We start from the raw sequence: 21183 nt of genomic DNA, 5'->3' as shown, positions 1-21183 counted from the left end.
GATCGGAGATCAGCCTTTTCCCAGGTCCACACGCAGGGTCTGGTTGACGACCAGCGCCGCCGTGAACAGGGCCTTGGCTTCCGCATCAGGCCAGGAGTCCAGCAGCTCCTGCGCGTCGGCGACGCTCATTCCGTCCACCTCGGTGCCGTCCTCGTCTCGTTCGACGTGACATGCGGAGATCACGGCGGCCGGGAACGTGTCGACGTTGTACTCCATGCCCTTGTCGGCCTGCGCCTCGGTCGGCGCATGCTCACGCAACAGCTGCTCCCACACCGGCCGCGGCAGCGCCCTGAAGATGAGGGTCAACGTCACTGCGGCCAGGGCGTCCTGGGCCTCGGTGAGGGCCGCGTCAGCGGCCACCACGTCGGGATTGGATGCCACCCAGGCGTCCCGCTGGTCCTCGCGGATGCCCTGCTCGGCGCATTCGGCGACGGCCGCGGCGCGGGCCTTGGCCAGCTGAAGCGCCTTGTCGGTGACGGCCGTCTTCGCGCCGTCGTCGTCACAGATCGACAGACTGGACTCGGGCAGTTTGCGGGCCCGCAGCCGCTCCATCTTCGCGGCCCAGTGCGCGTCCTTGGCGACAGCGGCGGCCGGCGGCTTCGGCTTGCTTCGAGTGGTCATGCGACATCCCCTTCAGGTCAGCCGGTAGCCGGGACGGCGGCGTCGAGCGTCGGTTGGCCCGAGATCGCGAAGGTCACCATGAACTTCGCCGGGTCGTTACCGGCGCTGTAGGAGGGGGCGCGGCTGGCCACGCGGACCGGGAAGACGTCCATCGACCTGCTGGCCTCGATGTCGCCCTTGCGCATGATGACGATGAACCCGGTGACGCTCTTCTTCAGCAGCGTCTCGATGGTGTCGGTGACCTGGTCCTCGTAGAAGGTGAGGCTGGAGGAGTCGGCCTTGTCCTCGCCCGGGATGTTCGTGGTGAGCGTCGAGCCCATGTCGGGGGTGTCGATGGGGCTGTTGGCCAGCGACCAGCCGGCGATGTCGGAGATCGCCCCCGACAGGTCGGTAGCGTTCGTCCCCGACAGCTCCGTTCGGACTGGCACGTTATCCGTGCCGGCGATCGCCTTGAGGAAGAAGAACTTGGTGACGCCGCGGCGCATGAACCGCTGCTGCGTGGTCAAGGGAATCTCACTCTCCGGGGAGCCCGGCCCCCAGCGAGAGCGGCGGAGGCCCGTCCCCAACAGGTCGCATGAGCGAGCCGGGGGTCAGCCCGTGCCGTATGGCCGGACGTCCGCGCGATGGGCCTCCGCGGTAAGGAGCGTTCGTCAGCCAGCCGGTGAAGAGACCGTCAGGGCGAAGCGCTGCACGTAAGTGTAGGTCCCGGACGTGACAGTTGTGCCGTCTTCCTGGTCCAGGGCACGGTCGATGACCCTCCCGCCCGTCACGTTGATCGGATTGGCGAAACGACCCCCGCCTGATACGCGGGCCAGGAAAGCGGCCCGCACCTTGTCGGCGTGCAGCGACACCTGTTCGGCCGTCGTACCCACCGAGGAGATCTGCACGTACACGCGGGCGTCCGCGTCCGCGTCGCCGAACGGCGGCCCGAATCCGGAGACCTGGCCCAACTCGTACAGCACGCTGTACGGGATGATGTTGCCGGTCGGCTTGTCATCGGCCGTGGGCGCGGTCCCGTACCCGCAGGAGCGTCCGGTCACAGAGATCAGCATCGCCTGCACTCCCAGCGCCACCTGGCGGCCCGACACACTCATCTACTCCTCCTCGCACACGAGCCGCGACACACGCCGAAGCCGTGCGCGCATCACGCCGGCGACGGCCTGGTGCGGATCCTCCTCCAGGCTCACGACATGCCACCGTCAACGATGTGGCCGAGGGCCTGCACGAACTGCGGCTCGATCGTGTGCACCGCAGGCCCCAGATGCGGATAGGGCGGCTGGTCGAAGATGCGGCCCAGGCTGTCGGGACCGATGTATCCGTACTCCAGACGGCGCCCCTGCGGCTTGTTCGTGCCGACCGTCCCGGAGACAGCGCCGCCGGCCACGCGTACCTCGTGCGTCCACGAGCGACGGTAGTCACCTGTGATCGCGTTCGGGCCGGGCCGTCCGCTCGCGTTCGCTTTGACCTGGGTTTCCAGGAGCATCGCGTAGTGCCGCACCAGCGCCAGGGCCTGCGGCAGCACCCGCGCGGCCCGCTCTTCCAACAGGGCCGCCACCTCGGCGGCGTTCGTGTAAGCGCCCGCCCTGGAGCGGGCGTTGGGATTCGGGTTACCGGGAGACGCCATCGGCTACCTCTCTCGCCCACTCACCCCGCGCCCACTCCTGCAGGAGCTGCAGCATGGCCCGCGTCAGCTCGTTGGGGCCGCCGCCCATCAGGTCATGTCGGTTCAGCACGTGCCGTTCCAGTTCGCCCGCGTCGAGGGCGCCGAGGAACGCAGCAGCGGCGGGGCCAGGGTCCGGTGGGTCGCCGACAACGACGTGCGCCAGGCCCTCGAAGTCGTTCTTGACCAGCGGCGACAGCTGCAGGACCAGCACTGGCGGCACCCCGGCCTGCTGGCTGAGGTGATAGCCGGTCACCTGGTCTGTGATGTCGCGCCCATCGAGGGCCAACGCGGCGGTGGCCTGTTCGGCGCTGATCCGCACCTGGTGCAGCTCGTCATCCATGCAGATCAGCCTACGGACCGCCGAGGACAGCCTGTTGGGGCCGACGGCCGGCTAGAACGGCGGGGTCGGCCCGGACTGCGCGGCCTGCGTGGACTGAGTGACCTCGTCCATCCACGTGGTGCGCACGATCGCGAGGGTTTGAGCCTGGGACAGGTCCAGCACCCGCCACACCCGGTTCAGCAATCCTTGATCCACCGAGGCGACCGTGACCCGCACACGGTCGTCGCGGGACGCCACCGGGACGTCCAGCCGCGTCAGCAGCTGGTACCGGTTGCGCGTGTCGTCCTGGTACGCCTGTCCGGCCAGGGACATCATCATGCCGGGCCCGCCTGCGGCGAACACTGCCCCCAGGCCCTCCCACACGATGACGTCCGGGCCTGGCTCGTACACACCCGTGTCCTCGTTCAGGACCTGCGGGCCGGGCCGGAACATCTGAACGGTATCCACCAGGATCCGCTTCAGCACCGGCTCCAGGGCGGCCAACGAGATAGGGCTGCTCATGTGTTCGAGCGTAGCCGCAACGGTTGCTGGGGCCGTTTCCTTATGAGCCCGTTAGCGGCGCCTGCGCGTTCGACGTCGGCGACGCACGGCCCTGCGCGGTCCGCCGCGGCCCTGCTGCGCGCTGCCGGGCTCCACGGTCCCAAGTACGCCGTCGCGCGACGCTCTGCGCCACCACCTCTGCCCGACCAGGCCGCGTCACGATCCTGACGTCCGACGTCGAGGACATCACCATGCCCATGACCGACGACCCGCGCGTGACCACCGAGAAGAGAAGATCTAATCCGGGGCACCACGCAGCGCCGCGCACCACGGTGGCCGCGTGGGCGGTCCGGGCGGCAGATCTGTCCGAAAGTGCCGGACCGGCCTCCCCTTCGCCAGGCCCCTTCGTTCTTCACGTCCACTCGGCGATGTCGTAGACCTTGTTCGGGCGTGTACCGACCACGCACCGGGGACCGACGACATGGAGGCGGATGTGCACACGCACGGACATCGGCCGCACGACAGGCCTGACGACCAACTGCGGACCAACGTACACAGGATCGTCCAGGAGAAAGCGGCGCGGGCTTCACGCGCCTCGCAGAGTGGGGGCGCGCTGACGGCGCAGATGCCGCTGGCCCTGCAGCGCACCATCGGCAACGCCGCCGTCGCGCGGCTGCTGGAGCCGCAGCAGCGGCACACCCATGGCCCGTCGGGCGGTCATGAGTTCCCGTCCGGCGGGAGGGCGGCACCGGCTCCCGCCGTGCAGCGCTCCGCCTTGCACGACGTACCGCATTCGGGCGACCGCGTCGAACGGGTCGCCGAGGCCGACGCAACACGGCTCATGTCGAGGTCGGCATCCCCGGCAGTCGCGCGCCCCTCGGCATTCACAACACCCGCGGGGGTCGGCGCGGTACAACGCACCGTCTCCGACGACATCACACCCCCCGCCGCCAACGCGTCGGCGGCTGTCCCGGACCTGACCGATGCCCTGGTCACACAGCTGGCCACGGCCAGGAACCCACCCGCAGGGACGGCGGTCGCGCAGACGCGCAAGCAGGCGATGGAGGCCGTGCTCAATCACGTCCTCGCCAGCCTGCCCGCGACGGCCGGCTATCCCGACGTGCAGACGGCACTGACCGACGGGGAGATCGTCGTCCAGTACGACGACACCGCCCGGGGAGCGGGACAGCCCACGGCCGATACCCGTAGCAGCGCGGGAAATCCGGTCACCATGACGTTCTTCCGGGATCTGTTCGCGAAAAGTGAGGCCGTGATCTACAGCACGCTGCGCCACGAACTCATCCACGTCGCTCAGACCATGAGGAAACCCGACCCCGACGCGATCGACGCCAACGACCCTCACATCTATCTCGACAACACACAATCCCACAATACGCAAACAGAATACGTCAATCTGCAGCTGCCGATGCAGGAGATCGAAACCCATGTCTGGGAGCTGGAACACGCGGGGCGGACCCGTGTCGATACCGCCTACGTGGTCGCAACCGTGGACTGGCTCCGGCAGTACACACAGAACCTGACGAGGAATATTAAAAGAAAAAGGACCAGCAAAACAAATATCATCTACTGGCGGCCATACCTGAATAATTCGGTCGCCGCACTCCTCCGAGCCGCCACCGCCGCGGTCGTGACCTCGGCGCAGGCGGCGTTGATCACCTCTGACGCGGCAAAGCTCCAGGCCGCCATCGACAGGAAGGCGGGGAGAGCAACGGCTTCGTCATCGAGCTCCTCGTCGTCAAGCGCAGCGGCAAGTTCGTCATCGAGTTCCTCGTCCAGTGCGCCGGCCATGCGGAAGCGGGCGGGAAGTACGAGCGGCGGCAACGAAAAGAAGAGCAAGCTGGAACAGTCGGAGCCGTGACACTTGACCGCTTGAGCGGTGCGGAGGTACCCGCTACTCCAGCAGTACTAACACTCGGACGATTTCTCCCAGCTCACTGGGGACCGTGGGTCAGAAACAGTTGGGGTGCCGCACAAAGATGCGGCACCCCATCAGTTGGAGCGGCTCAAGGGTGTTGAGACTTCGGATAGCAGCTGCTCAGGGAGGTGCGGCAGTGGGCGAATCCGTTACGTCAACTGCCGCGCCTGCCCGGCGGGAGTACCCCGCGCGATTACCGCCAGTTGTGCGATGAGAGAGGACCGGTCCCATCGAGGTAGCCGATCAGGCCGGCCTGCGGGTACTCGATGATGTCGTCAGGCAGGTCGCGCACGGTGAACCAGGTGAGCGCCATGCACTTCTCCGGCTCCTTGTTGAAGACTTCTCCTTCCCACTCCACGGCCTCGAAGAAGAAGCCGATGCGCTCCACCTTGTCGTCTTGGCGGTGATGCACGACCTGAACGAGCCGAAGGTCGGCCGGATCGACGGTGATGCCGGTCTCCTCCAACAGTTCGCGCGCGGCACCGTCAGCGAGGGGCTCGCCTTGGTCGAGCTTCCCGGACGGCATGTGCCAGCGGCCGTAGCCGTACGGGCCGCCCCGCTGCGAGAGGAGGACCTTGTCGCCGTCGCGGAGGATGACGTGGGTGTCGATGACGGGTGCTGCCGGTTGTCCGCTCATGTTCCTTGGGGGGTTGAAGGGGTGGAGGAGGGAATCGACGCTAGCGGTAGAGCAGGTATGGCGTCGGTGATTCGCCGCGCTACGGCCGATGGGGTGTCGGCGCCGTTGTCGAGGAGGAGTACCTGGACCCCTCTGCTCATGAGGTAGGCCGCCGCATCTCGGTAAAGATCGACTTCCCTGCTCGGACCGGTGGGATCGAGGTGCCATCGGTGGGTGATTCCACGTTCGGCGATGCGTTTGGCAATCCGGCCTGGCTCGGCGGTGAGGATCACGGCCAGGTCTGGCATGGGGACGTGCTGGTTGATGGCGATCAGGAACTCGACGGGGACACCGTCGAGCTGCTGCAGGACCAGTGTGGAGGGCAGGTAGCGGTCGCTGACGATGAGCTCGCCGGCCTGCAGCGCGGGCTCGATCACCGTCTCGACGTGCTCGTAGCGGGTGGCGGCCACGAGACAGGCGAGCGCCAGGCCGTGGATCTTGTCGGCGTTCGCCCGGGTGAAGGCGCCCAGGGCGGTGGTGGTGGGCTCGACGGTGCGCCTGACGGGGCGGCCTTGACCGGTCAGCAGGTCGTGCAGAGCCTGCACGGTGGCGGACTTGCCCACGCCGCTGGGCCCGTCGATGCTGACGAACCAGCCCTTGCGCCCGTCTCTCACGCGGCAGCCGCCTGTCCGCCCTGGTTCCGCTCGTGCTGCTCCCGGGTGAGGGTGGCGAGCGTCGACCGGATCCGTGGCAGCGGTACGTCGCCGAACTGGATGCCGACGGAGAAGTTGAACTCGTCCCGCTGGCGCATGGACTCGTGGGCCCCGTCGCCGGTCAGGTCGACGTCGCCGTAGGCCAGGAGGGCGTCCGCCTCATAGCCGGCCTTGATCAGGGTGTCCCATACGGGTGTGCCCGGGTAGGGCCTGAACTCGAAGACGCTGGCGCGGATGTCGCCGGCGTGCTGGTCGGAAATGTTCCACAGGTTGTGGATATGCCGGACGGTGGCGTCCAGATCCTCTTGGGTTTCGCCGGGGAAGCCAAGGATGAAGTAGCCCTTGACCCCGATGCCGTGGGCGACCAGGCGTCGTGCGACGCGTTCGGTCATCTCGGCGTCGATCCGCTTGTCCATCGCGGCCAGGATGCGGTCACTGCCGGATTCGATGCCGAGGGCGACTTCGCGCAGGCCGTTGCTGACGAGGCGGTCCAAGTCGGCGTCGGTGAGCCGGTTGAGGACGTTGATGCGGCCGGTGGCGTCCCAGACGTACCGGTCCCCGATCCGGTGCTCCGCGAAGGCTGCCATCTGCTCCTCGATGACCCGGCCGACGCCGAGAAACAGATCATCGACGAAGCGGAAGGCGGTCACGCCGTACTCGTCGTGTAGCTGGTCGAGCTCTCCGATGATGTTCTGGGGGGATCGCACGCGGATGCTGACGTCCGGGTTCGCGGAGACGGCCGCCCCACAGAACGTGCAGTTGTAGGGGCAGCCGCGGCTGCCGACGATGTTGGCCTCCCAGTGGCCCCTGGAACTGATCCAGGGTCGTTCTGCGGCCAGACGGAGGTCCGTAGCCGTTGGCGGAGCCTGGTAGGGGTCCTGGGGCAGGAAGGCGCGGTTGACGTACGGCAGGGCGTCGATGTCGGGGCCCAGCATGGCGGCACTGGTCTTGGGATCTGCGATGCCAGCGGCCCGGGTGCCGAGCAGGGGGTCGCGCCATAGGACGCCCGGCAGCGTGCGCCGGTTGTGGGCGTCATCGAGGAGAGCGGCGACCCTCAGTTCTCCCTCGCCGAGGACGAGGGCGCGCAGGCTGCTCATGCGGGGGTCGTTGAGGACGCGGTCCGGCATGGCTTTGGCGTGGTGGCCGCCGACCATCAGGTCGATGCCGGGGTCGAGCCTGGCGGCGATCCGCGCAGACATCTCGTAGGTGGGCGCGAGGAGATTCATGGCGGCCCAGCGGGGTGCGGCCTCGTCGACGATCCGGGCGGTCTCGTCTACGCCCAGGCCGTGGGCTTCGGCGTCGAGTACGCCGACGTTGAACCCTTGCTGCTGGGCGTAGGTGGCGATGTACGCCATGCCCAGCACGGGGAGGGTGTAGTCGTTGGTGCGGGGCCGCAGGGTGTAGTCACGCAGCGGTGCGTTGATGAACAGGGCGTCGATCGTGCGGGTGTTGTCGGCGCCCGCGATCAGCGGTAACTGCCGCATGGGTCCTCCAGGTCATCGGGCATGCGCCCCCCAGGTCAGGGTGGCGAGAGTGAGGGTGTGCAGGGCGGTGCGGTCTTCGTCGGCCCAGCCGGTCCACAGCGGCCCGAAGGACTTGTCCTTCTTGTCGGGCCAGGGGTAGGCGGGCGCGATCTGCGCGGCCCAGGTGCGCACGGCGAGGTCGTCGTGCGGGTACGCGCTGAAGTCCCCGGTGAAGTCGGCGGCCGCCGCACGGGCGGTCCATGGACCGATGCGCGGGATGCCGCTCAGCGCGACGACCAGGTCCCCGGCGTCCGCATGCCTCCAGGCGTCGTGATGCCGCTCGTAGTGTTCGGCCGCGGCCTGCAGGGCGGTGCGGTGGAACTTCGCGCCGACGGCGGCGAAGCTGCTATCGGGCAGTTCGAGGACCCGGGTGTGCGTGGGTGCGACCGCGAGCGGCCCGAAGGGGCCCTCGACGGGCGTCCCGTACGTCGTGCACCAGGTGCGGTAGAGCTTGCGGGCTTGGTCCGCGCGTACTACCTGCCGCAGGATCGCGGTAGTGATCGCGTCCCACAGCCACGGGTTGACGAGCCGCTGCGAGACGCCGAGTTCGACGAGCCCCTCCCGCAGTGCGCTGGGCGCGGCCGTCGGCAGGTCGGCGGGGTCGGTGACGACGAACGACGGCTTGATGTCCTCGCTGCCGTTCACGCAGTCGACGCGTAGGCCGTAGGTGTCATGGCACATGATCCACAGCCCTGAGCCGGCCCGTACGGCACGGGCACGCGCCCCGTCGTCGTAGCTGTGCCAGGCAGGGTGATCGGTCGTGAGAACGCCGGCCATCGAATACTCCTCAGTCGTTCGGGGTGTTCGCCGTAGCCTCTCGCGCCTTCGACACCGGCACGCCGGAGGGCTGCGGAATGCGGAGATGTCAGTTGATGATTCGGCGGTCTCGCAGGTAGCGGCGCATTATCAGGAACTCGTCGAGGGTGGCGGAGCGGGATTCCGCGGGTTCGTCGCCAGGGACGGCTGGTTCGGGCCAGGACTGCCTGGACGGCATGAGCTCGTCGGCGGCGTGGGAGCGTTGCTTTCGGCGGGGGCCTCGGATGAAGAGGGTGACGGTGTCCGGCGCCATCACTGCTTGGTGCACCATCGAGTGGTCCAGGGCGTACGTGCTGCCGGGGCGTTCGAGGGTCACGATGGCCGGTTGAAGGTCCGCCCCGGTGAACGACCCTTTCCAGCCGTCGGTGCGGCGCCTGACCACGTGCACGTAGCCGCCGGCCAGGATGTGGGTGGCGAACGCGTAGCAGTGGTCGTGCGGCACGATTTGGTTTTCGGGCCGCGGGTTCATGTTGAGGCGGAGCTCGAAGCTGCGGTCTGGGGCCTCCCACAGAGACAGCCGGTTCAGCAGGAGCGTGACGCGGCTCGCGGCCAGGCGGTCGGGGTTGGAGAGGACCTCGTCCACGAGTGTGGTGAGCAGGTTTCTGTCTGCGGCGATCCGCTCCAGGATGCTGCAGCTGACGTGCTGCACGTAGGTCAAGTCGGGCGTGTCCAGGCATGGAACCCGCGTCAGCCAGGAGTCTGCGATCTTCACCGGCGCCCACCTGCTGTGGCATTCAGGGAGACGCTTTCGAGGATCTCGCGCGCCCGGTGGGCGCCCCTGGTGTACTCGTCCGGATTGAGCGGTGACCCGCCTGGCTTGGCCGACGGCGCTATGGCCAGGAGATGCAGGGCATGGGCACTGCTGCGGGTGGCACAGAGTGTGTCCGCATGGACGGCGAACACCTCCTCCGGGCCGCATGTGCGCGCGTAGTGGGGCTGCTGAGCGAGAGAATCGGCCGCTTCCTGGTACATCTCCAGCTCCAGCGAGCCTGCGATCGTCAGGACCACCGAGGTGGCGAGCACCGGCCAGGGCTCCATGCCGGACTTGGCCGTCATCCGAAGGTAGGCGGTGGGGCCCTCGGGCAGCGAAAGAGGCAGATGCACGTAGCTGTGAGCGAGGAACGAGCCGTCTGCCCGGTAGGAGCCCGTGTCGAAGACGCTGAGGATCCGCGACGCGAGTGGGGCGAGCCAACCTATGGCGGCCGACGGTCCGATCTTTGGGATCTCCGCGGGGTCTTGGCTCTGATCGAGTAGCTGGTTGACAAAGTCGGGCAGGATGGCGGTCACGAGTCGATTCCTTGTGCAGTCAGGGAAACGGTGGTGGGTGCCCGGCGCGGCGGTGGTACGGCCTCCTCACAGGGGAGAGAACACGTCGAACCGTCGTCCCCGCACCGGGCTGGTGTCCCACGCACGGCAACGGGGGTGCCCAGCGGGGACGTCGGGGGCTGGCAGGGCTCCGTTATCCGAAGCGGCGCGTCCACCGGCAGAGGTTTGGCCTCGTCGCGGGTGGGACGAGGGCGGAGCGGTGCCAGACCTCAACTCCGCGGCTTAAAGGGGTTGATCATCAAGCGACTCCCGCTCGATATCCGGTCGTTGCGCGAGGTGCGTGTCCCTCTGCCATGGCGTGCAACTCGTCCGGGAACACTGGCGTGACGCCGTGGAGGCTGACCACGGTGAAACTGGCCAACGTCCAACGGATCTCCTTAGCCCCGAGATGGACGTGGTGGAGTTCGCCTGGACGACGGCCGGGATGCGGGAGCGGGGCCAGTGTCGCCGGATCGTGGACTATGCCGGCTACGCCCCACAGCGGGCTGAACTCCACGAGTGCGGCGGCATGGCCTCTCCCGAGGGGCGGACAGTTCTCCGTCGCCTCGACCGCGCAGGCCGGGTGCACGGGGGGTGCCGTGGTGGTCTCCCCTTCGGCGATCGGGGTGTCGCCACCCAGCAGGTGAAGCGTGCGCTCGTCGGCCCGCCATCCGAGAGCTGCCTCACCGCACACTTGGCACAGGCTGTACCTCATCGCGCGTTGCTGTCGTCGCGAGTTGACCCGGTGGAAAACCGGCTCGCCGCGGCCTGGGGCGATGGCGGAGCGCGCCCACAGTGCCTCGTTGCGCCGGTCGACGACGGGTTCCTCGTCCGCATAGCCGATGCCTTCGCCGCCTCGCCCGAAGATGCGGATGATGGGCGGTTGTGGGACGGACTCCGCCGTCCACGAGGTGATGTACGGCACGCGCATGCCCCGCCACTGCCGCCGCTTCATGGAGCCACCGTCCCCATGGCAGCATCGCGCGTCCCCTCCGGGGTAGCGATCAGCCCGCCGGATCTTTCCTCGCTGGCCGTCAGAATTCCGCGTTCCTGAAGCGGCTTGAGGGCGTTGTAGACGGTGGGGTAGGCGACGCCGAACTCCCCGGCGAGTTTGTAGCGGCTGGGGATTTTGCGGCCGGCGGGATAGGTGCCGTCTGCTATCCGGGCTGTGACGACGGTCCTGATGTGCTCGGCGTTGGTACTGCCTGGTTGCTGAACCGTCCAGGTCTCCCATTGCTCCGGTCCGGTGCGTACCCGAAGAGTCGGCCCCTGCAGGGGGTTGCGCGGATCGGTCACCACTGTTCCCCGGCCCTGTACGCCGAGCAGGTATCCGGCTGCCTCCAGCCGGGCGAGGGCGCGTACGACGGCTTTCTTGGACCGGCCGAATTCCTCCGTGAGGGACTGAGGGGTGGGGATCTTGGTGCCGACCTCGTATGTGCCGTCTTCCATGCGGCGCCGAAGCGCGTTTTCGACCTGTGCCGATGCGGCTGACATGCGTGGACGGGGTCGGTCTCCTGGGCGGTGTCCGGTCGGGTGCAGTACCACGTGGCCTTCGAGGAGCAGATCCTTGACGAACCCGGGCGAGCGTTTGATGAAAGTGCTGATTTCGCGGAGGGTCCCGCCTTCCTGGTAGGCCTCGGCTGCTGCGCGGCGGTATCGCTCCCGGTCGCGGCCCTGGATCCGTGCCCCGCGCGGGTAGGAGGGGAGTCCCTGAAGCGGCTGTCTCCACCGTGGGCCGGCGCCGGCCGCGGCGTGGCCAGGTGTCTGCTGCGATGGGCTGTTGGGCGCCGGGGCAGCAGCGGCGTTGCCGTCGCGTGCGGCTGCCTGAGTCGTGCTCAACCTATTGCCTTCCTGTCTGTGCCCGAGCCTGGGGGCGGTGGATTGCGTCGGGCGTTCCTGGTGGGAGGCCGGCCGTGTCCGGGCCCTCGCTGATCGGCTGCTGTCGCTGAGGGCGCGGCGGCCGCGGCGTCTGTCAGGCGCGGTCGAAGCCGCGGTCGCGTTCGATGTCGGTGACTTGCCTGCGGTGTTCGTCGCGTTCGGCCTCGGCGGCGCGGGCGTAGTGACGGACGACGTCAGAACCGAACAGGGAGTTCGCGACGGTGCTGTCGCGGAAGTAGGCGAGGCCGTCGGAAAGGTCCCGGGGGACGGGCACGCCGTGTCTGGCGGTGTAGGCGTCGCCGGGGCAGGGCGGCGGCGGATCGAGTTTGTCGGTGAGGCCGTGCGCGATGGCGGCGATGGATGCGGCGAGGGCGAGGTACGGGTTGGCGTCGGCCCCCGGGAGACGGATCTCCAGGTGTGTGTTGCCTGCATGGCCAGTGACGCGGACGGCGCACCCGCGGTTGTCGTTCCCCCAGTTGATGTACTGGGGGGCGAAGGAGTGCGCGGTGGCGTACCGCTTGTAGGAATTGATGTGCGGCGCGTATAGCGGGGCGAGGTGGGGCAGCGCGGAGAGCAGGCCGGCGATGCTGTGGCGCATGGCGTCGGTCGGGAGTTGGTGGGGCTTGGTGGCGAAGGCCGGGGCGCCGTTCTCCCACAGGGAGAGGTGCATGTGCAGGCCGCTGCCCACGCCGGTGAACGGAGCCGCCATGAAGGTGGCAGTCAGCCCCTGCTGTGCAGCAAGGTGGCGCACGGCGTGCTTGTAGACCGTGTAGTTGTCGCACGCCTCCATCGCCGGGCCGTAGGGGAAGGTCACCTCGATCTGGCCGGCGGCCCCCTCCGTCTTGACCGCCTCTACGGGTGTCCCAGCGTCGTTGAGGACGCGTGCGAGGCGGCCGAAGAATTCGGCCAGCAGCGGGGGATGACTGAGGGCGTAGTCGAGGTTGTGGGGCACGACGGGTTCCGTGCCACGGCACAGGAGGAACTCGCTCTCCAGCCCTACGCGTGCCTCGTAGCCGAGATCCGCCAGCCGGTCGAGCCAGGTGCGCAGAAGGTGGCGCGGAGCAACCTCGACAGGTGCGCCGTCGGGGTGGACGGCGTTGCAGTGCACGAGCGCGGTGCGGGACAGGTAGGGCAGCACGCGGAGCGTCTGCGGATCGGCGTCGAAGCACATGTCCTGGAAGCCGTCGTCCCAGCTCGTGAGGGCAAAGCCGGTCAGGGGGTCCATGTTGACGTTGGTGGCCAGGATGTAGGAGCAGGCTTCCGCCACGCGGGGACCCTCGTCGAGTCGTTCGAGGAAGGCGTGCCCCGCCAGGCGCTTGCCCATGAGGCGGCCCATCATGTCCGGAACGGCCACCATGACCGTGGAGATGGCCCCCTGCGTCACCGCCACGCGCAGGTCATCGAGGGAGATACGCCCGGTCGACTTCGGCGTCTGGCCGTTCATCAGATGACCCCTTCGAAATCGCTGTGGGCCGTGGCACCGCTCAGGGAGGGGATCTGGTAGCTGCGACGGCCCTTCGTGATCCACAGGACCCACGCCAGCAGGAGCACCCCGATCAGCGCGACGCCGGCGTAATTGAAGGATGTGGCGGTGATGGGGGCGACCTGCGGCAGGCAGAACAGGACCGTGACGAAGACGACCCACGTCACGGCCGTCCAGCCGATGAGACCGCTGAAGCGGCCGAGGTTCCACGGGCCCGGGGTGAAGCGGTTGCCGGCGCGCAGCCGGAGGTAGACCGGGATGGCGTAGGCGGGCGTGATGCCGATGACGTTGATCGCTGTGACCGCGGCGTACGCGGTCGGCGAGTACAGCGACGGCGCGGCCAGTGCGAGTGCGGCGCCGACGGACAGCCATACGGCGGCGACGGGCGTCTTGGTGCGGGGACTGACGCGACGCCAGGTGGCAGCGAACGGGATCGCTCCGTCACGGGAGAACGCGAACACCATGCGGGACGCGGCGGCGGTCTCGGCGTTGCCGCAGAAGAGTTGAGCGACGATCACGATGAGCATCAGAGCTTTCGCCCCGCCGGCCCCCAGCACGTCGAGGAAGATCTGAGCGGGCGGCACACCGGTCGCGCTGCCCTGGGTGCCGACGTAGTCCTGGATGGCGGAGGTGAGACCGGCCAGCAGGACGAAGCCGGCGATCCAGGACACCCAGATGGAGCGGACGATGCCGCGGGGGGCCGATATCTGCGCCTGCGTGGTCTCCTCCGACAGGTGCGAGGAGGCGTCGTAGCCGCAGAACGTGTACTGCGCCAGCAGCAGCCCGAGCGCGGTCACGTACAAGCCGATGCCGATGCCGGTGCCGTTGTTGAAGTGCGTGAACACGAATTCGGCGCTGCGGTGCTGAGCGGGAGCGAGGGTCAGAGCTCCGACGATGACGGCAACACCAACCAGGTGCCACCAGACGGAGACGGAGTTCAGGACGCTGACGAGGCGGACACCGGCCACGTTCAGCAGGGCGTGCAACAGCAGAATCCCCGCGAAGATCATCATGGTCTTCTCGGGGGTGGGGACGAACCCCCACTGCAAGTTGGCGAACGCGCCGACGAACGTCGCGGCGCCGTAGTCGATCCCGGCGATCGCGCCGAGCAGCCCGAGGAGGTTGAGCCAGCCGGTCACCCATGCCCAACGGGGCCCGCCGAGCCGGTGCGCCATGTAGTACAGGCCGCCGGAGGTGGGGTAGGCGGAGGTGACCTCCGCCAGCGACATGCCCAGGAGCAGGACCATCAGGCCGACACCGACCCAGCCCCACATGATGACTGCGGGGCCACCGGTATTGAGGCCGAAGCCGTACAGCGTCATACAGCCAGACAGAACGCTGATGACGGAGAAGGAGATCGCGAAGTTGCCGAACGGGCCCATACGGCGGGACAGCACGCTCTGGTAGCCGAGCCCGGCCAAGACGTCGTCGTCGTTGGCCAGCCGGTGGGCGCCGGTACTTCTCGGAGACACCGAAGGATCCTCTGATTCGATAGGGAGACGGAACGCGGAAGGATTGGCTTGCGGCCGGGGGAGCACGGATTCTCACGTGCGAGCGGACCTCCGTCTGTACGCGTAGGCGCGCGCCTGCAGGAAGTCGTCCTCCCAGTACCGGCCCGCCTTGCTGACATATCGCCACGGTGCGGGAGTGGCGAAAGAGCCGATCGCCTCGAACACCCAATGCGCACCGGCCATACCGGAGGCCGTGAGCGTGTAGGCGAGATAGTTCAAGTCCAGTAGGGAGACCTCGGCGGGCTGGGTCAGGTAGGCGAACCATGAATTCCGCGCCAGGCCGACGTAGTACTGGATCATCTCGTTCTGCCAGAACCCGATCCCGGCGGATATCTGTCCCCCGGCATTGCGCTGCCGGAATTCATCCACATACGCGTAGAGCGGCAGAGTGAGCAGGACCGACCCTGGCTTTACGCGCGAGGCGACCCATCGTGTGAAGTCCACGGCCCCGTCACCACGGGCTTGGAGGCACTGAAGCATGCGGTGGTAGGCCTCGCGGTTCGCCGGATCGCGTCGGCTGACCTCCCACAGCAGCGGCCAGGGCCCCCGCGGCAGCATCGCCTCGGGCGGCGCCGCCCAGTGCTCCGGGCGGTGCGCGGCCCTGGCATCGAGGTCGAGCTGGGCAAGTGCAAGCTGGTCCACCCACGGCACAGGGTCGGCCGGCCAACGGACCGCCGCCTCATCACAAGCACCGCGCGCCATGCGAATCCGACGTAGGACGTCGCCGACGGCTCCCGCACGATGCGTGACGAGAGCCCGCTGCGTCAGCACCCGGGCCCGCATCATCGCGGCGTTGGCATCGCCTGGATCCTCCGCGTACCAGGCGTCGACCGCGTCACTCTGCGCTGCGGCAACCGCCAGGACTTGGGTCCGGGACGTACGCGCAGCCCAAGGGGTGTGGTCGAGCAGCTCCTTGGTGGACAGCCACCGGCCGAGTTGGAGATCTTCGAGTGCCAGGCGCAGTTGCTCATCGCGGCCCGCCCTATGGGGGGTCAAGCTCGTGCTGGTCGGCGGCATCAGCGCACCCTCTTCAAGAGGCGGGGTAACACGAGACCGGGACGGTGGCTCCAGCGACGGATGATGAGCGCGGTCTTCACGAGTGCTCCTTCGGCAGGGCCAGACAGCACCATGTCGTGGCCCCGACGTCGCTGGTGCCCCATTCCCCGCCGTTCTCTTTGGCCAGGGCCTCGACCAGGGCGAGGCCGCGCCCGGACTCGGCGTTGTCGTTGGCGGGCCTGGACATGGCGCTTCCCTCCATGCCGTCGGTGACGACGATGTGGAGTACGCCGTCCTCGATGCGAAGCAGCAGGGCGATCTCTTGTGTACCGCTGTGGAGGACGGCGTTGGTCAGTAGTTCGGAGACGATGAGCATCACTTCGTCGATCAGCGCGTCGAGTCCGTAATACCTGAGTTTGGCCGCAGCGATCCGACGCATGGCCCCCACTCGGGTTGCGTCCTGGGGCCGGGGCGGATTGTCACCGATGCGGGGGACGATTTCGATCCGCTCCCTCATCACTTCTCCGTCGCGCTGCAGTACCGTGCGGGCCGTCCGTACGGCTGTCGTCGTCATCACGTCCTCTGAGGCAGGAGGGGACAGACAGGGTGTGAGCGAGTAGCTCCCTGCGGCGTGACCGCTCGCTGTCGTCCCCTCAGATAACCGCCGTACCGGCGGTGTTGTGGATGCCGAATGAGGATGTAGTTGCTCGCAAGCGCCCTGCCGTTTTGGCTTTCCCTTTACTCATCGCTGGGCGGCAACCCATAACGTGCTGTCATGGCAGGGGTACGGAACGAGGCGTTCGAGGCGTGGCTGCGTAGCCACCAGATGTCAGTGGGAGAGCTGACGTCCCTGGTCAACACAGCAATCGGAGAACTGACGGGACGGGACGGCACGGTCAACGACAGGCACATTTTCAAGCTGCTCAGTGGTGAACACAGGTCGCCCAATGCCTTGCTGAGGACGGCGCTTGAGAAGGTGACGGATCGAACAAGCGGAGAGTTAGGGTTCGTTCCTCGGGGCACTAAGAAGTCAAGCCCCCCTCCAGGACCCGAGGATGACCCCTTGTACCGCCGCGCCTTGCTTACAGCAGCCACCGCCGCTGGCGTCTCCGTGACCGTGCCGGCTGTCGGAGGGCCACGCCGACAACGTCTCACCTCCAACGACGTAGAGGCGCTCAAGGCCGAACTCGCGGCCTGGACCAGCGTCGAGAGCATGTACGGCGGAACCCCGGAGCTGGAGAAGCGTGCCGCAGAGATCACCGACAAGGTGATCACTCTTCAGCAGGGACACACTGCGTCAGCACGTATCCGCTCCGAGCTGTACACCGTCGCCGCAGCCTTCTCCAACTCGGCGATGTGGGCCGCCATCGACGGCCGCCGGACCTCAGCCGAGTACCACCTCGACAGGACCATCCGCCTTGCTGGCCTGTCCGGTGACCATGCCACCGAATTCCGCGTGTGGGGTCACGCCAGCACTCTCTTCCGGCAACTCAGCCGGCCCACCGACGCCTTGGCCGCCGCCGAGAGGTCCCATGCATCCCCCATTACCCGACGCGACCCGCTGTTTGCTTCGTTGGCGATGTCCCGCCTAGCGGTCAACCACGCCGTTCTCGCCGACGGCAGAAGCGCCATGCGCTATCTGGATCTGGCCCAGAAGGCGCTCGACCGCGCCGATCCGAACAAACACCGCCCGGCCTGGGTCGGCTTCTACGATCAAGCCGAACTTGACCACCTCGCGATGCTCACACGGATGCAGCTGAGGCATTGGCCTGACGCCGAGAGGCATGCGCACCGCAGCCTCGCGTACCTGCAGCCAGGCCTGCAACGCAATGGCGCACTAGTGCGGGCAAACCTTGCCGTTACGCAACTCTCCCAGCGAGACCTCGAACAGGCTGTCGACACCGCTCGGGGTATCACTGAGGGGATGATGAAGCACGCCCGCGTCCGTGGACTCCTGAACAGCTTCACCGAGCAGGTCGCCGCGCTCGCCCCCCGTAGTCCCGAGGCCCGCGACTGGCAGGCCCAATACCGAACGGTGATCGCATGACTGACACTGGTTCCCTGATACTTCTCCGTACCAGGGACGTCGAGAAGTACCGACAGCTCATCCTCGACATCCATGTAGAAGTCCGAACCCAGTTCGGGTTGATGAAAGATTCCTTCAACGCCGTAGAACGGTTCGATGAACGCCTGACCAGCTACGCCTCCCGTGACGGCTGGGAGGCCGTCATCGCCCTCCAGGGCGACGAGCCAGCCGGCTACATCTTCGGCGGGCCGCTCGCCGTCGGCTCACTGTGGTGGTCCACCATGCGTCAGACCCCGCCAGATGACTTCACCCGGGAAACGGGCACCCGTACCTTCGCCGTCCAAGAAGTCCTCGTGCGCAAGGCATTCCGCGGCACTGCTGGTGCTGGAGCATCCCGACTGTTGCACGAGAAACTCCTCGCCGAGCGCCATGAAGAGCGAGCTACGCTCCTGGTCGATCCCACCCGCTCCGACGGACGGCTGAAGGCGGTGTACGAGTCCTGGGGATACCGGGACATCGGCGAACAACAGCCTTTCGACGACTCGCCGGTTTTCGCCACGATGCTGCGGGACCCCCTTCGCCAATAGCCGAAGCCCATCTGCCGTAGGTGAGAGGAGCAGGGTGAATGCGCCCAATTCCACTGATTCTCGAGACTGAGGTCCGCCAGTCCGTTACGGTCAGCGTCTCCTCAGGCAGCATCCACAACATCTGGCCGCGGCCCGAACCCACGCCGGCAGCGTGGATGGGAGATCGGCCGCTCCGCGGCTTCCTCGACCGTGCGGATGGTGCGGTTGGCCTTGTCAGGGTCCCGGTGTGTAGTCCAGCCGCAGTCTGATCCGTCGAAGACCTCGACCATGGACACTCCCGCCTGGCGGATTCGGTTGAGAGTGCCGGCGTTGTAGGCGACGGCCGACTTGGCGAGCGTCGCGGCCTCAGCCCACGCCCGCACCGGCATTCGCGCACCGTTGCGGTAGATCACGTACGTGAGTTGGTGTTCGGCTGCCAGCCGATCAGCGAGGCCCTTCGCGACCTGCAAGGCGGTGGTGTGGCCAGCGGCCAGCAGCGGCACTTCGCGGCGAGCGGCATCCCGTACGGCCCGGTAGAACACGGCGGCCATGCGCTGCTCCTCCTCGGAGCGGCGCAGGAAGTCGACGTAGGAGTCGGAGGCCAGCGACTGCAGGGCCTCGGTGTGGATGAGCGTCCACGAGAAGTGCCCGCCGACCGTCGCGGCTGCAGCCCGCGCCCCTTCCTCGTACAGGTGAGGCAGCTGGCGGGCCACGAACGCGCGGGCCTCGGCGTCCACGCGCTGCTGGAAGTCGACGATGGCGGCCTGGAACTGTGCGAGCCGGTCGGCGACCATCCGGGAGCCGGCGTTGTCGCCGATCGCGGCGAGCACCGTGGCCTGCTGATCCGCCAGGCGTTGCCACGCGTCCTCCAGCACCGCGGCGACGCGCGCAGATACGGTCTCGGCATCTCCGGGCGTCAGCGGTGGGAACTCGTACGCCATTACCGCCACCGGTGGTGGTGTCGGCGACGAGCGGACTGCAGTGGGGCGATGACGAGGGTGTCCCCGCCGTTCGGCTCGTCGGGGGCCGTCGCGTCCTCCATGGAGGCGATCTGCCGTTCCAGACCGGTGAGGTTGTTGGACTGGTCGAGGGTGGCCACACCGTTGACGGTCAGCTGCAGGGGCTCGGCGAGCAGCTTGGCTCGCCGCTCGTTCAGCACTTCCAGGGCTACAGCCCTGGCCGAGCAGAGCCGCGCGTGGCGGGTCTGCAGGTCGGCCTGGTCGGTGTCGGGGCCGAGCTGCGCCAGGAGCCAGGCGAGGACAGCGGGATCCATGGGCGGAATCCTTCGGTATTGCGGCCCGGGCCCGGCACCCCACCGCATAGGGATGTCGAGCCCGGGCCAGCCTCGGTTACTGCTCGTCGGCCGGCATACGGGTCCGGCGCCGGGCGGGCTTCGGCTCCGTATCCGTATCCGTATCCGTATCCGTATCCGGAGCAGGATCCGACACGGGGGATGTAGCTCCCGCCTCTCCGTCCGCGTCGATCGGATCCGGGGTTTCCCCCTCCGAAGAAGGAGCCTCCTCCGACCAAGCGGCCGGGTTCGGGATGAGCGGGACGAGCCGTTCGGGAACCTCCTCCCCCGCTTCCAGCCGGACGGATCCCTGCTCGGGGTCTCGTACGAACACCGTGCGCGCCAACTTCGCCATGGCCGACTCCTTTTAGAAAACCGTCGCGGCGATGTGGATGTCCGGCACGTACAGCACGGGCATCGCAGCAGCGGCGGAGATCGTGGACAGCTGGACTGGGGTGCGCGTCTGCACATGGGTGGTGATCACGATGCCGGGGGCCTCCTCGGCAGTGATGACGCCCTTGCCGCGGAGCTCGATCGCCTCGGCGGTCAGTCCGTACTGGGTCTCGCCCCACTGTTCGCGGCGCGGCGGGATCATCGCCCACAGCGACTCCGGGGTCGTGCGCACCAGGTTGTCGCTGCTGTCGTACGCCTGCACGTCGTAGGCGGTGACGGGCGGCAGGTTGTACTTGGCGCGGACCCGGTTGACCTCCTCCGGAGCGAGCATTCCGCTCGGGATCTGGTCCGTGGGCGGCGAGTTGTGGAACGCGGCCCGGTACTCCGCCGTGGACCCGAGCAGCGACAGCGCCTTCTCCGAGGTGATGACACGCTCGGGGCGCGGCGCTCCGATGCTCTTCAGGTAGTGGATCCACGCCAGCTCGTCCGTGATCGGGGTGGCCGCCTCCGATTGGGACCACGGCACCGCGACCGTCGGCCGGTTGGCGGCCGGCACCTTCCAGTCCACGTCGAGGGCGACTCCGGGTAGGGACACCACCCCGGTGGACAGCATCTGTCCGGCGGCGATCTCCATGGCGGCCTTCGTGGCCTCCACGTGCTGTTCGAGGTCGTCGTAGAGCAGGTCGAGGAACTCGCTGGTGTCCTGGCCGCGGTCGACAGCTGCCAGGATGATCTGGAGTTCGGAGAAGGGCAGCTCCTGGCCGACCCAGGGCAACATGCCCTCGTTGATGACCTGCTCGGCACGCCGCCTGGCAAGCGTCGGCGCGGCTTCCCACGCGCGGAACTTCGCCGCGTTGACGCGCCGCTTGCTGCTCTTGGTACGGAACTTGACGTTGTCGATGTTCCGTTCGGCGAACACCTCGCGGGTGAGGAGGTACTCCTCCGGCGTGGTGATCGCTCGGATGAACGCCTGGATGTCTTCGGGGACGATCGCCTCAAGAAGCTTCTCAAGGGCCATGGTGTCTG

24 protein-coding genes are annotated in these 21183 nt (G+C 67.7%); 3 read left to right on the top strand and 21 right to left on the bottom strand.

From position 1 onward, the window contains the following. Positions 1 to 9: 9 nt before the first annotated feature. The 6 genes from ACIBAF_RS37795 to ACIBAF_RS37770 form a co-directional block, all read right to left on the bottom strand. Complete coding sequence (locus tag ACIBAF_RS37795) at positions 10 to 621, bottom strand: hypothetical protein (RefSeq protein WP_399469305.1); 612 nt, start codon at positions 619 to 621, stop codon at positions 10 to 12. 17 nt (positions 622 to 638) lie between these two features. Continuing rightward, the gene (locus ACIBAF_RS37790; RefSeq protein WP_399469303.1) at positions 639 to 1127 is read right to left on the bottom strand and encodes a hypothetical protein; all 489 of its coding nucleotides are present in this window, start codon (positions 1125 to 1127) and stop codon (positions 639 to 641) included. A gap of 144 nt (positions 1128 to 1271) precedes the next feature. Next, positions 1272 to 1715, bottom strand: a complete 444-nt coding sequence (locus tag ACIBAF_RS37785) for a hypothetical protein (RefSeq protein ID WP_399469301.1) — start codon at positions 1713 to 1715, stop codon at positions 1272 to 1274. A gap of 89 nt (positions 1716 to 1804) precedes the next feature. Beyond that, positions 1805 to 2245 carry an HK97 gp10 family phage protein gene (locus ACIBAF_RS37780; RefSeq protein ID WP_399469299.1) on the bottom strand — a complete coding sequence of 147 codons (441 nt, stop codon included), beginning with the start codon at positions 2243 to 2245 and terminating at the stop codon, positions 1805 to 1807. Next, complete coding sequence (locus ACIBAF_RS37775) at positions 2229 to 2624, bottom strand: hypothetical protein (RefSeq protein ID WP_399469297.1); 396 nt, start codon at positions 2622 to 2624, stop codon at positions 2229 to 2231. The genes ACIBAF_RS37780 and ACIBAF_RS37775 overlap by 17 nt, the downstream gene beginning before the upstream one ends. Positions 2625 to 2675: 51 nt before the next feature. Beyond that, positions 2676 to 3125, bottom strand: a complete 450-nt coding sequence (locus tag ACIBAF_RS37770) for a DUF6093 family protein (RefSeq protein ID WP_399469295.1) — start codon at positions 3123 to 3125, stop codon at positions 2676 to 2678. A gap of 460 nt (positions 3126 to 3585) precedes the next feature. Between ACIBAF_RS37770 and ACIBAF_RS37765 the strand changes: the two genes are divergently transcribed. Continuing rightward, the gene (locus ACIBAF_RS37765; protein WP_399469293.1) at positions 3586 to 4983 is read left to right on the top strand and encodes a hypothetical protein; all 1398 of its coding nucleotides are present in this window, start codon (positions 3586 to 3588) and stop codon (positions 4981 to 4983) included. 250 nt (positions 4984 to 5233) lie between these two features. Here ACIBAF_RS37765 and ACIBAF_RS37760 read toward each other — a convergent pair whose 3' ends face one another. From ACIBAF_RS37760 to ACIBAF_RS37705, 12 genes are all read right to left on the bottom strand, one after another. Next, positions 5234 to 5677, bottom strand: a complete 444-nt coding sequence (locus ACIBAF_RS37760; RefSeq protein WP_399469291.1) for an NUDIX domain-containing protein — start codon at positions 5675 to 5677, stop codon at positions 5234 to 5236. Further along, positions 5674 to 6330 (bottom strand): dTMP kinase, encoded by a 657-nt coding sequence (tmk, locus tag ACIBAF_RS37755; RefSeq protein ID WP_399469289.1) that lies wholly within the window; start codon positions 6328 to 6330, stop codon positions 5674 to 5676. The genes ACIBAF_RS37760 and tmk overlap by 4 nt, the downstream gene beginning before the upstream one ends. Beyond that, entirely contained in the window at positions 6327 to 7853 is a 1527-nt protein-coding gene (locus tag ACIBAF_RS37750) for a B12-binding domain-containing radical SAM protein (protein ID WP_399469287.1), read from the bottom strand. The genes tmk and ACIBAF_RS37750 overlap by 4 nt, the downstream gene beginning before the upstream one ends. A gap of 12 nt (positions 7854 to 7865) precedes the next feature. Then, positions 7866 to 8669 carry a hypothetical protein gene (locus ACIBAF_RS37745; protein WP_399469285.1) on the bottom strand — a complete coding sequence of 268 codons (804 nt, stop codon included), beginning with the start codon at positions 8667 to 8669 and terminating at the stop codon, positions 7866 to 7868. An 88-nt stretch (positions 8670 to 8757) separates the two neighbouring features. Continuing rightward, positions 8758 to 9420, bottom strand: coding sequence for a hypothetical protein (locus ACIBAF_RS37740; RefSeq protein WP_399469284.1), 663 nt, complete (start codon positions 9418 to 9420; stop codon positions 8758 to 8760). Continuing rightward, positions 9417 to 9995 carry a hypothetical protein gene (locus tag ACIBAF_RS37735; protein ID WP_399469282.1) on the bottom strand — a complete coding sequence of 193 codons (579 nt, stop codon included), beginning with the start codon at positions 9993 to 9995 and terminating at the stop codon, positions 9417 to 9419. The genes ACIBAF_RS37740 and ACIBAF_RS37735 overlap by 4 nt, the downstream gene beginning before the upstream one ends. 277 nt (positions 9996 to 10272) lie before the next feature. After that, positions 10273 to 10968: a hypothetical protein gene (locus tag ACIBAF_RS37730; RefSeq protein WP_399469280.1), complete on the bottom strand. Its 696-nt coding sequence runs from the start codon at positions 10966 to 10968 to the stop codon at positions 10273 to 10275. After that, on the bottom strand, positions 10965 to 11852 hold the full coding sequence (locus ACIBAF_RS37725; protein ID WP_399469278.1) for a GntR family transcriptional regulator: 888 nt from the start codon (positions 11850 to 11852) through the stop codon (positions 10965 to 10967). Before ACIBAF_RS37725 ends, ACIBAF_RS37730 begins: the two co-directional genes overlap by 4 nt. 133 nt (positions 11853 to 11985) lie before the next feature. After that, positions 11986 to 13335: a glutamine synthetase family protein gene (locus ACIBAF_RS37720; protein ID WP_399469276.1), complete on the bottom strand. Its 1350-nt coding sequence runs from the start codon at positions 13333 to 13335 to the stop codon at positions 11986 to 11988. Then, a complete protein-coding gene (locus ACIBAF_RS37715) occupies positions 13335 to 14846 on the bottom strand; it encodes an amino acid permease (protein ID WP_399469274.1) in 1512 nt (503 codons plus the stop codon). Before ACIBAF_RS37715 ends, ACIBAF_RS37720 begins: the two co-directional genes overlap by 1 nt. 72 nt (positions 14847 to 14918) lie before the next feature. Continuing rightward, the gene (locus ACIBAF_RS37710; protein ID WP_399469272.1) at positions 14919 to 15902 is read right to left on the bottom strand and encodes a hypothetical protein; all 984 of its coding nucleotides are present in this window, start codon (positions 15900 to 15902) and stop codon (positions 14919 to 14921) included. A gap of 76 nt (positions 15903 to 15978) precedes the next feature. Beyond that, positions 15979 to 16455: an ATP-binding protein gene (locus tag ACIBAF_RS37705; protein WP_399469270.1), complete on the bottom strand. Its 477-nt coding sequence runs from the start codon at positions 16453 to 16455 to the stop codon at positions 15979 to 15981. A gap of 201 nt (positions 16456 to 16656) precedes the next feature. On the opposite strand from ACIBAF_RS37705, the gene ACIBAF_RS37700 reads away from it, so the two are divergent. Both ACIBAF_RS37700 and ACIBAF_RS37695 read left to right on the top strand, forming a co-directional pair. Further along, a complete protein-coding gene (locus ACIBAF_RS37700) occupies positions 16657 to 17928 on the top strand; it encodes a Tat pathway signal protein (RefSeq protein WP_399469269.1) in 1272 nt (423 codons plus the stop codon). Further along, entirely contained in the window at positions 17925 to 18494 is a 570-nt protein-coding gene (locus ACIBAF_RS37695) for an N-acetyltransferase (RefSeq protein ID WP_399469267.1), read from the top strand. The genes ACIBAF_RS37700 and ACIBAF_RS37695 overlap by 4 nt, the downstream gene beginning before the upstream one ends. A gap of 101 nt (positions 18495 to 18595) precedes the next feature. Here the strand turns inward: ACIBAF_RS37695 and ACIBAF_RS37690 are convergent, their stop codons facing one another. From ACIBAF_RS37690 to ACIBAF_RS37680, 3 genes are all read right to left on the bottom strand, one after another. Then, entirely contained in the window at positions 18596 to 19414 is an 819-nt protein-coding gene (locus ACIBAF_RS37690) for a hypothetical protein (RefSeq protein ID WP_399469265.1), read from the bottom strand. Beyond that, positions 19414 to 19746: a hypothetical protein gene (locus ACIBAF_RS37685; protein WP_399469263.1), complete on the bottom strand. Its 333-nt coding sequence runs from the start codon at positions 19744 to 19746 to the stop codon at positions 19414 to 19416. The genes ACIBAF_RS37690 and ACIBAF_RS37685 overlap by 1 nt, the downstream gene beginning before the upstream one ends. A gap of 385 nt (positions 19747 to 20131) precedes the next feature. Beyond that, positions 20132 to 21175, bottom strand: a complete 1044-nt coding sequence (locus tag ACIBAF_RS37680) for a major capsid protein (RefSeq protein ID WP_399469261.1) — start codon at positions 21173 to 21175, stop codon at positions 20132 to 20134. Positions 21176 to 21183: the final 8 nt, after the last annotated feature.

Origin of the sequence: Streptomyces sp. NPDC051677 (assembly GCF_044453465.1) — a bacterium.
In the GTDB taxonomy this organism is placed as follows: domain Bacteria; phylum Actinomycetota; class Actinomycetes; order Streptomycetales; family Streptomycetaceae; genus Streptomyces.
This window is presented reverse-complemented; position numbering and strand designations above follow the sequence as displayed.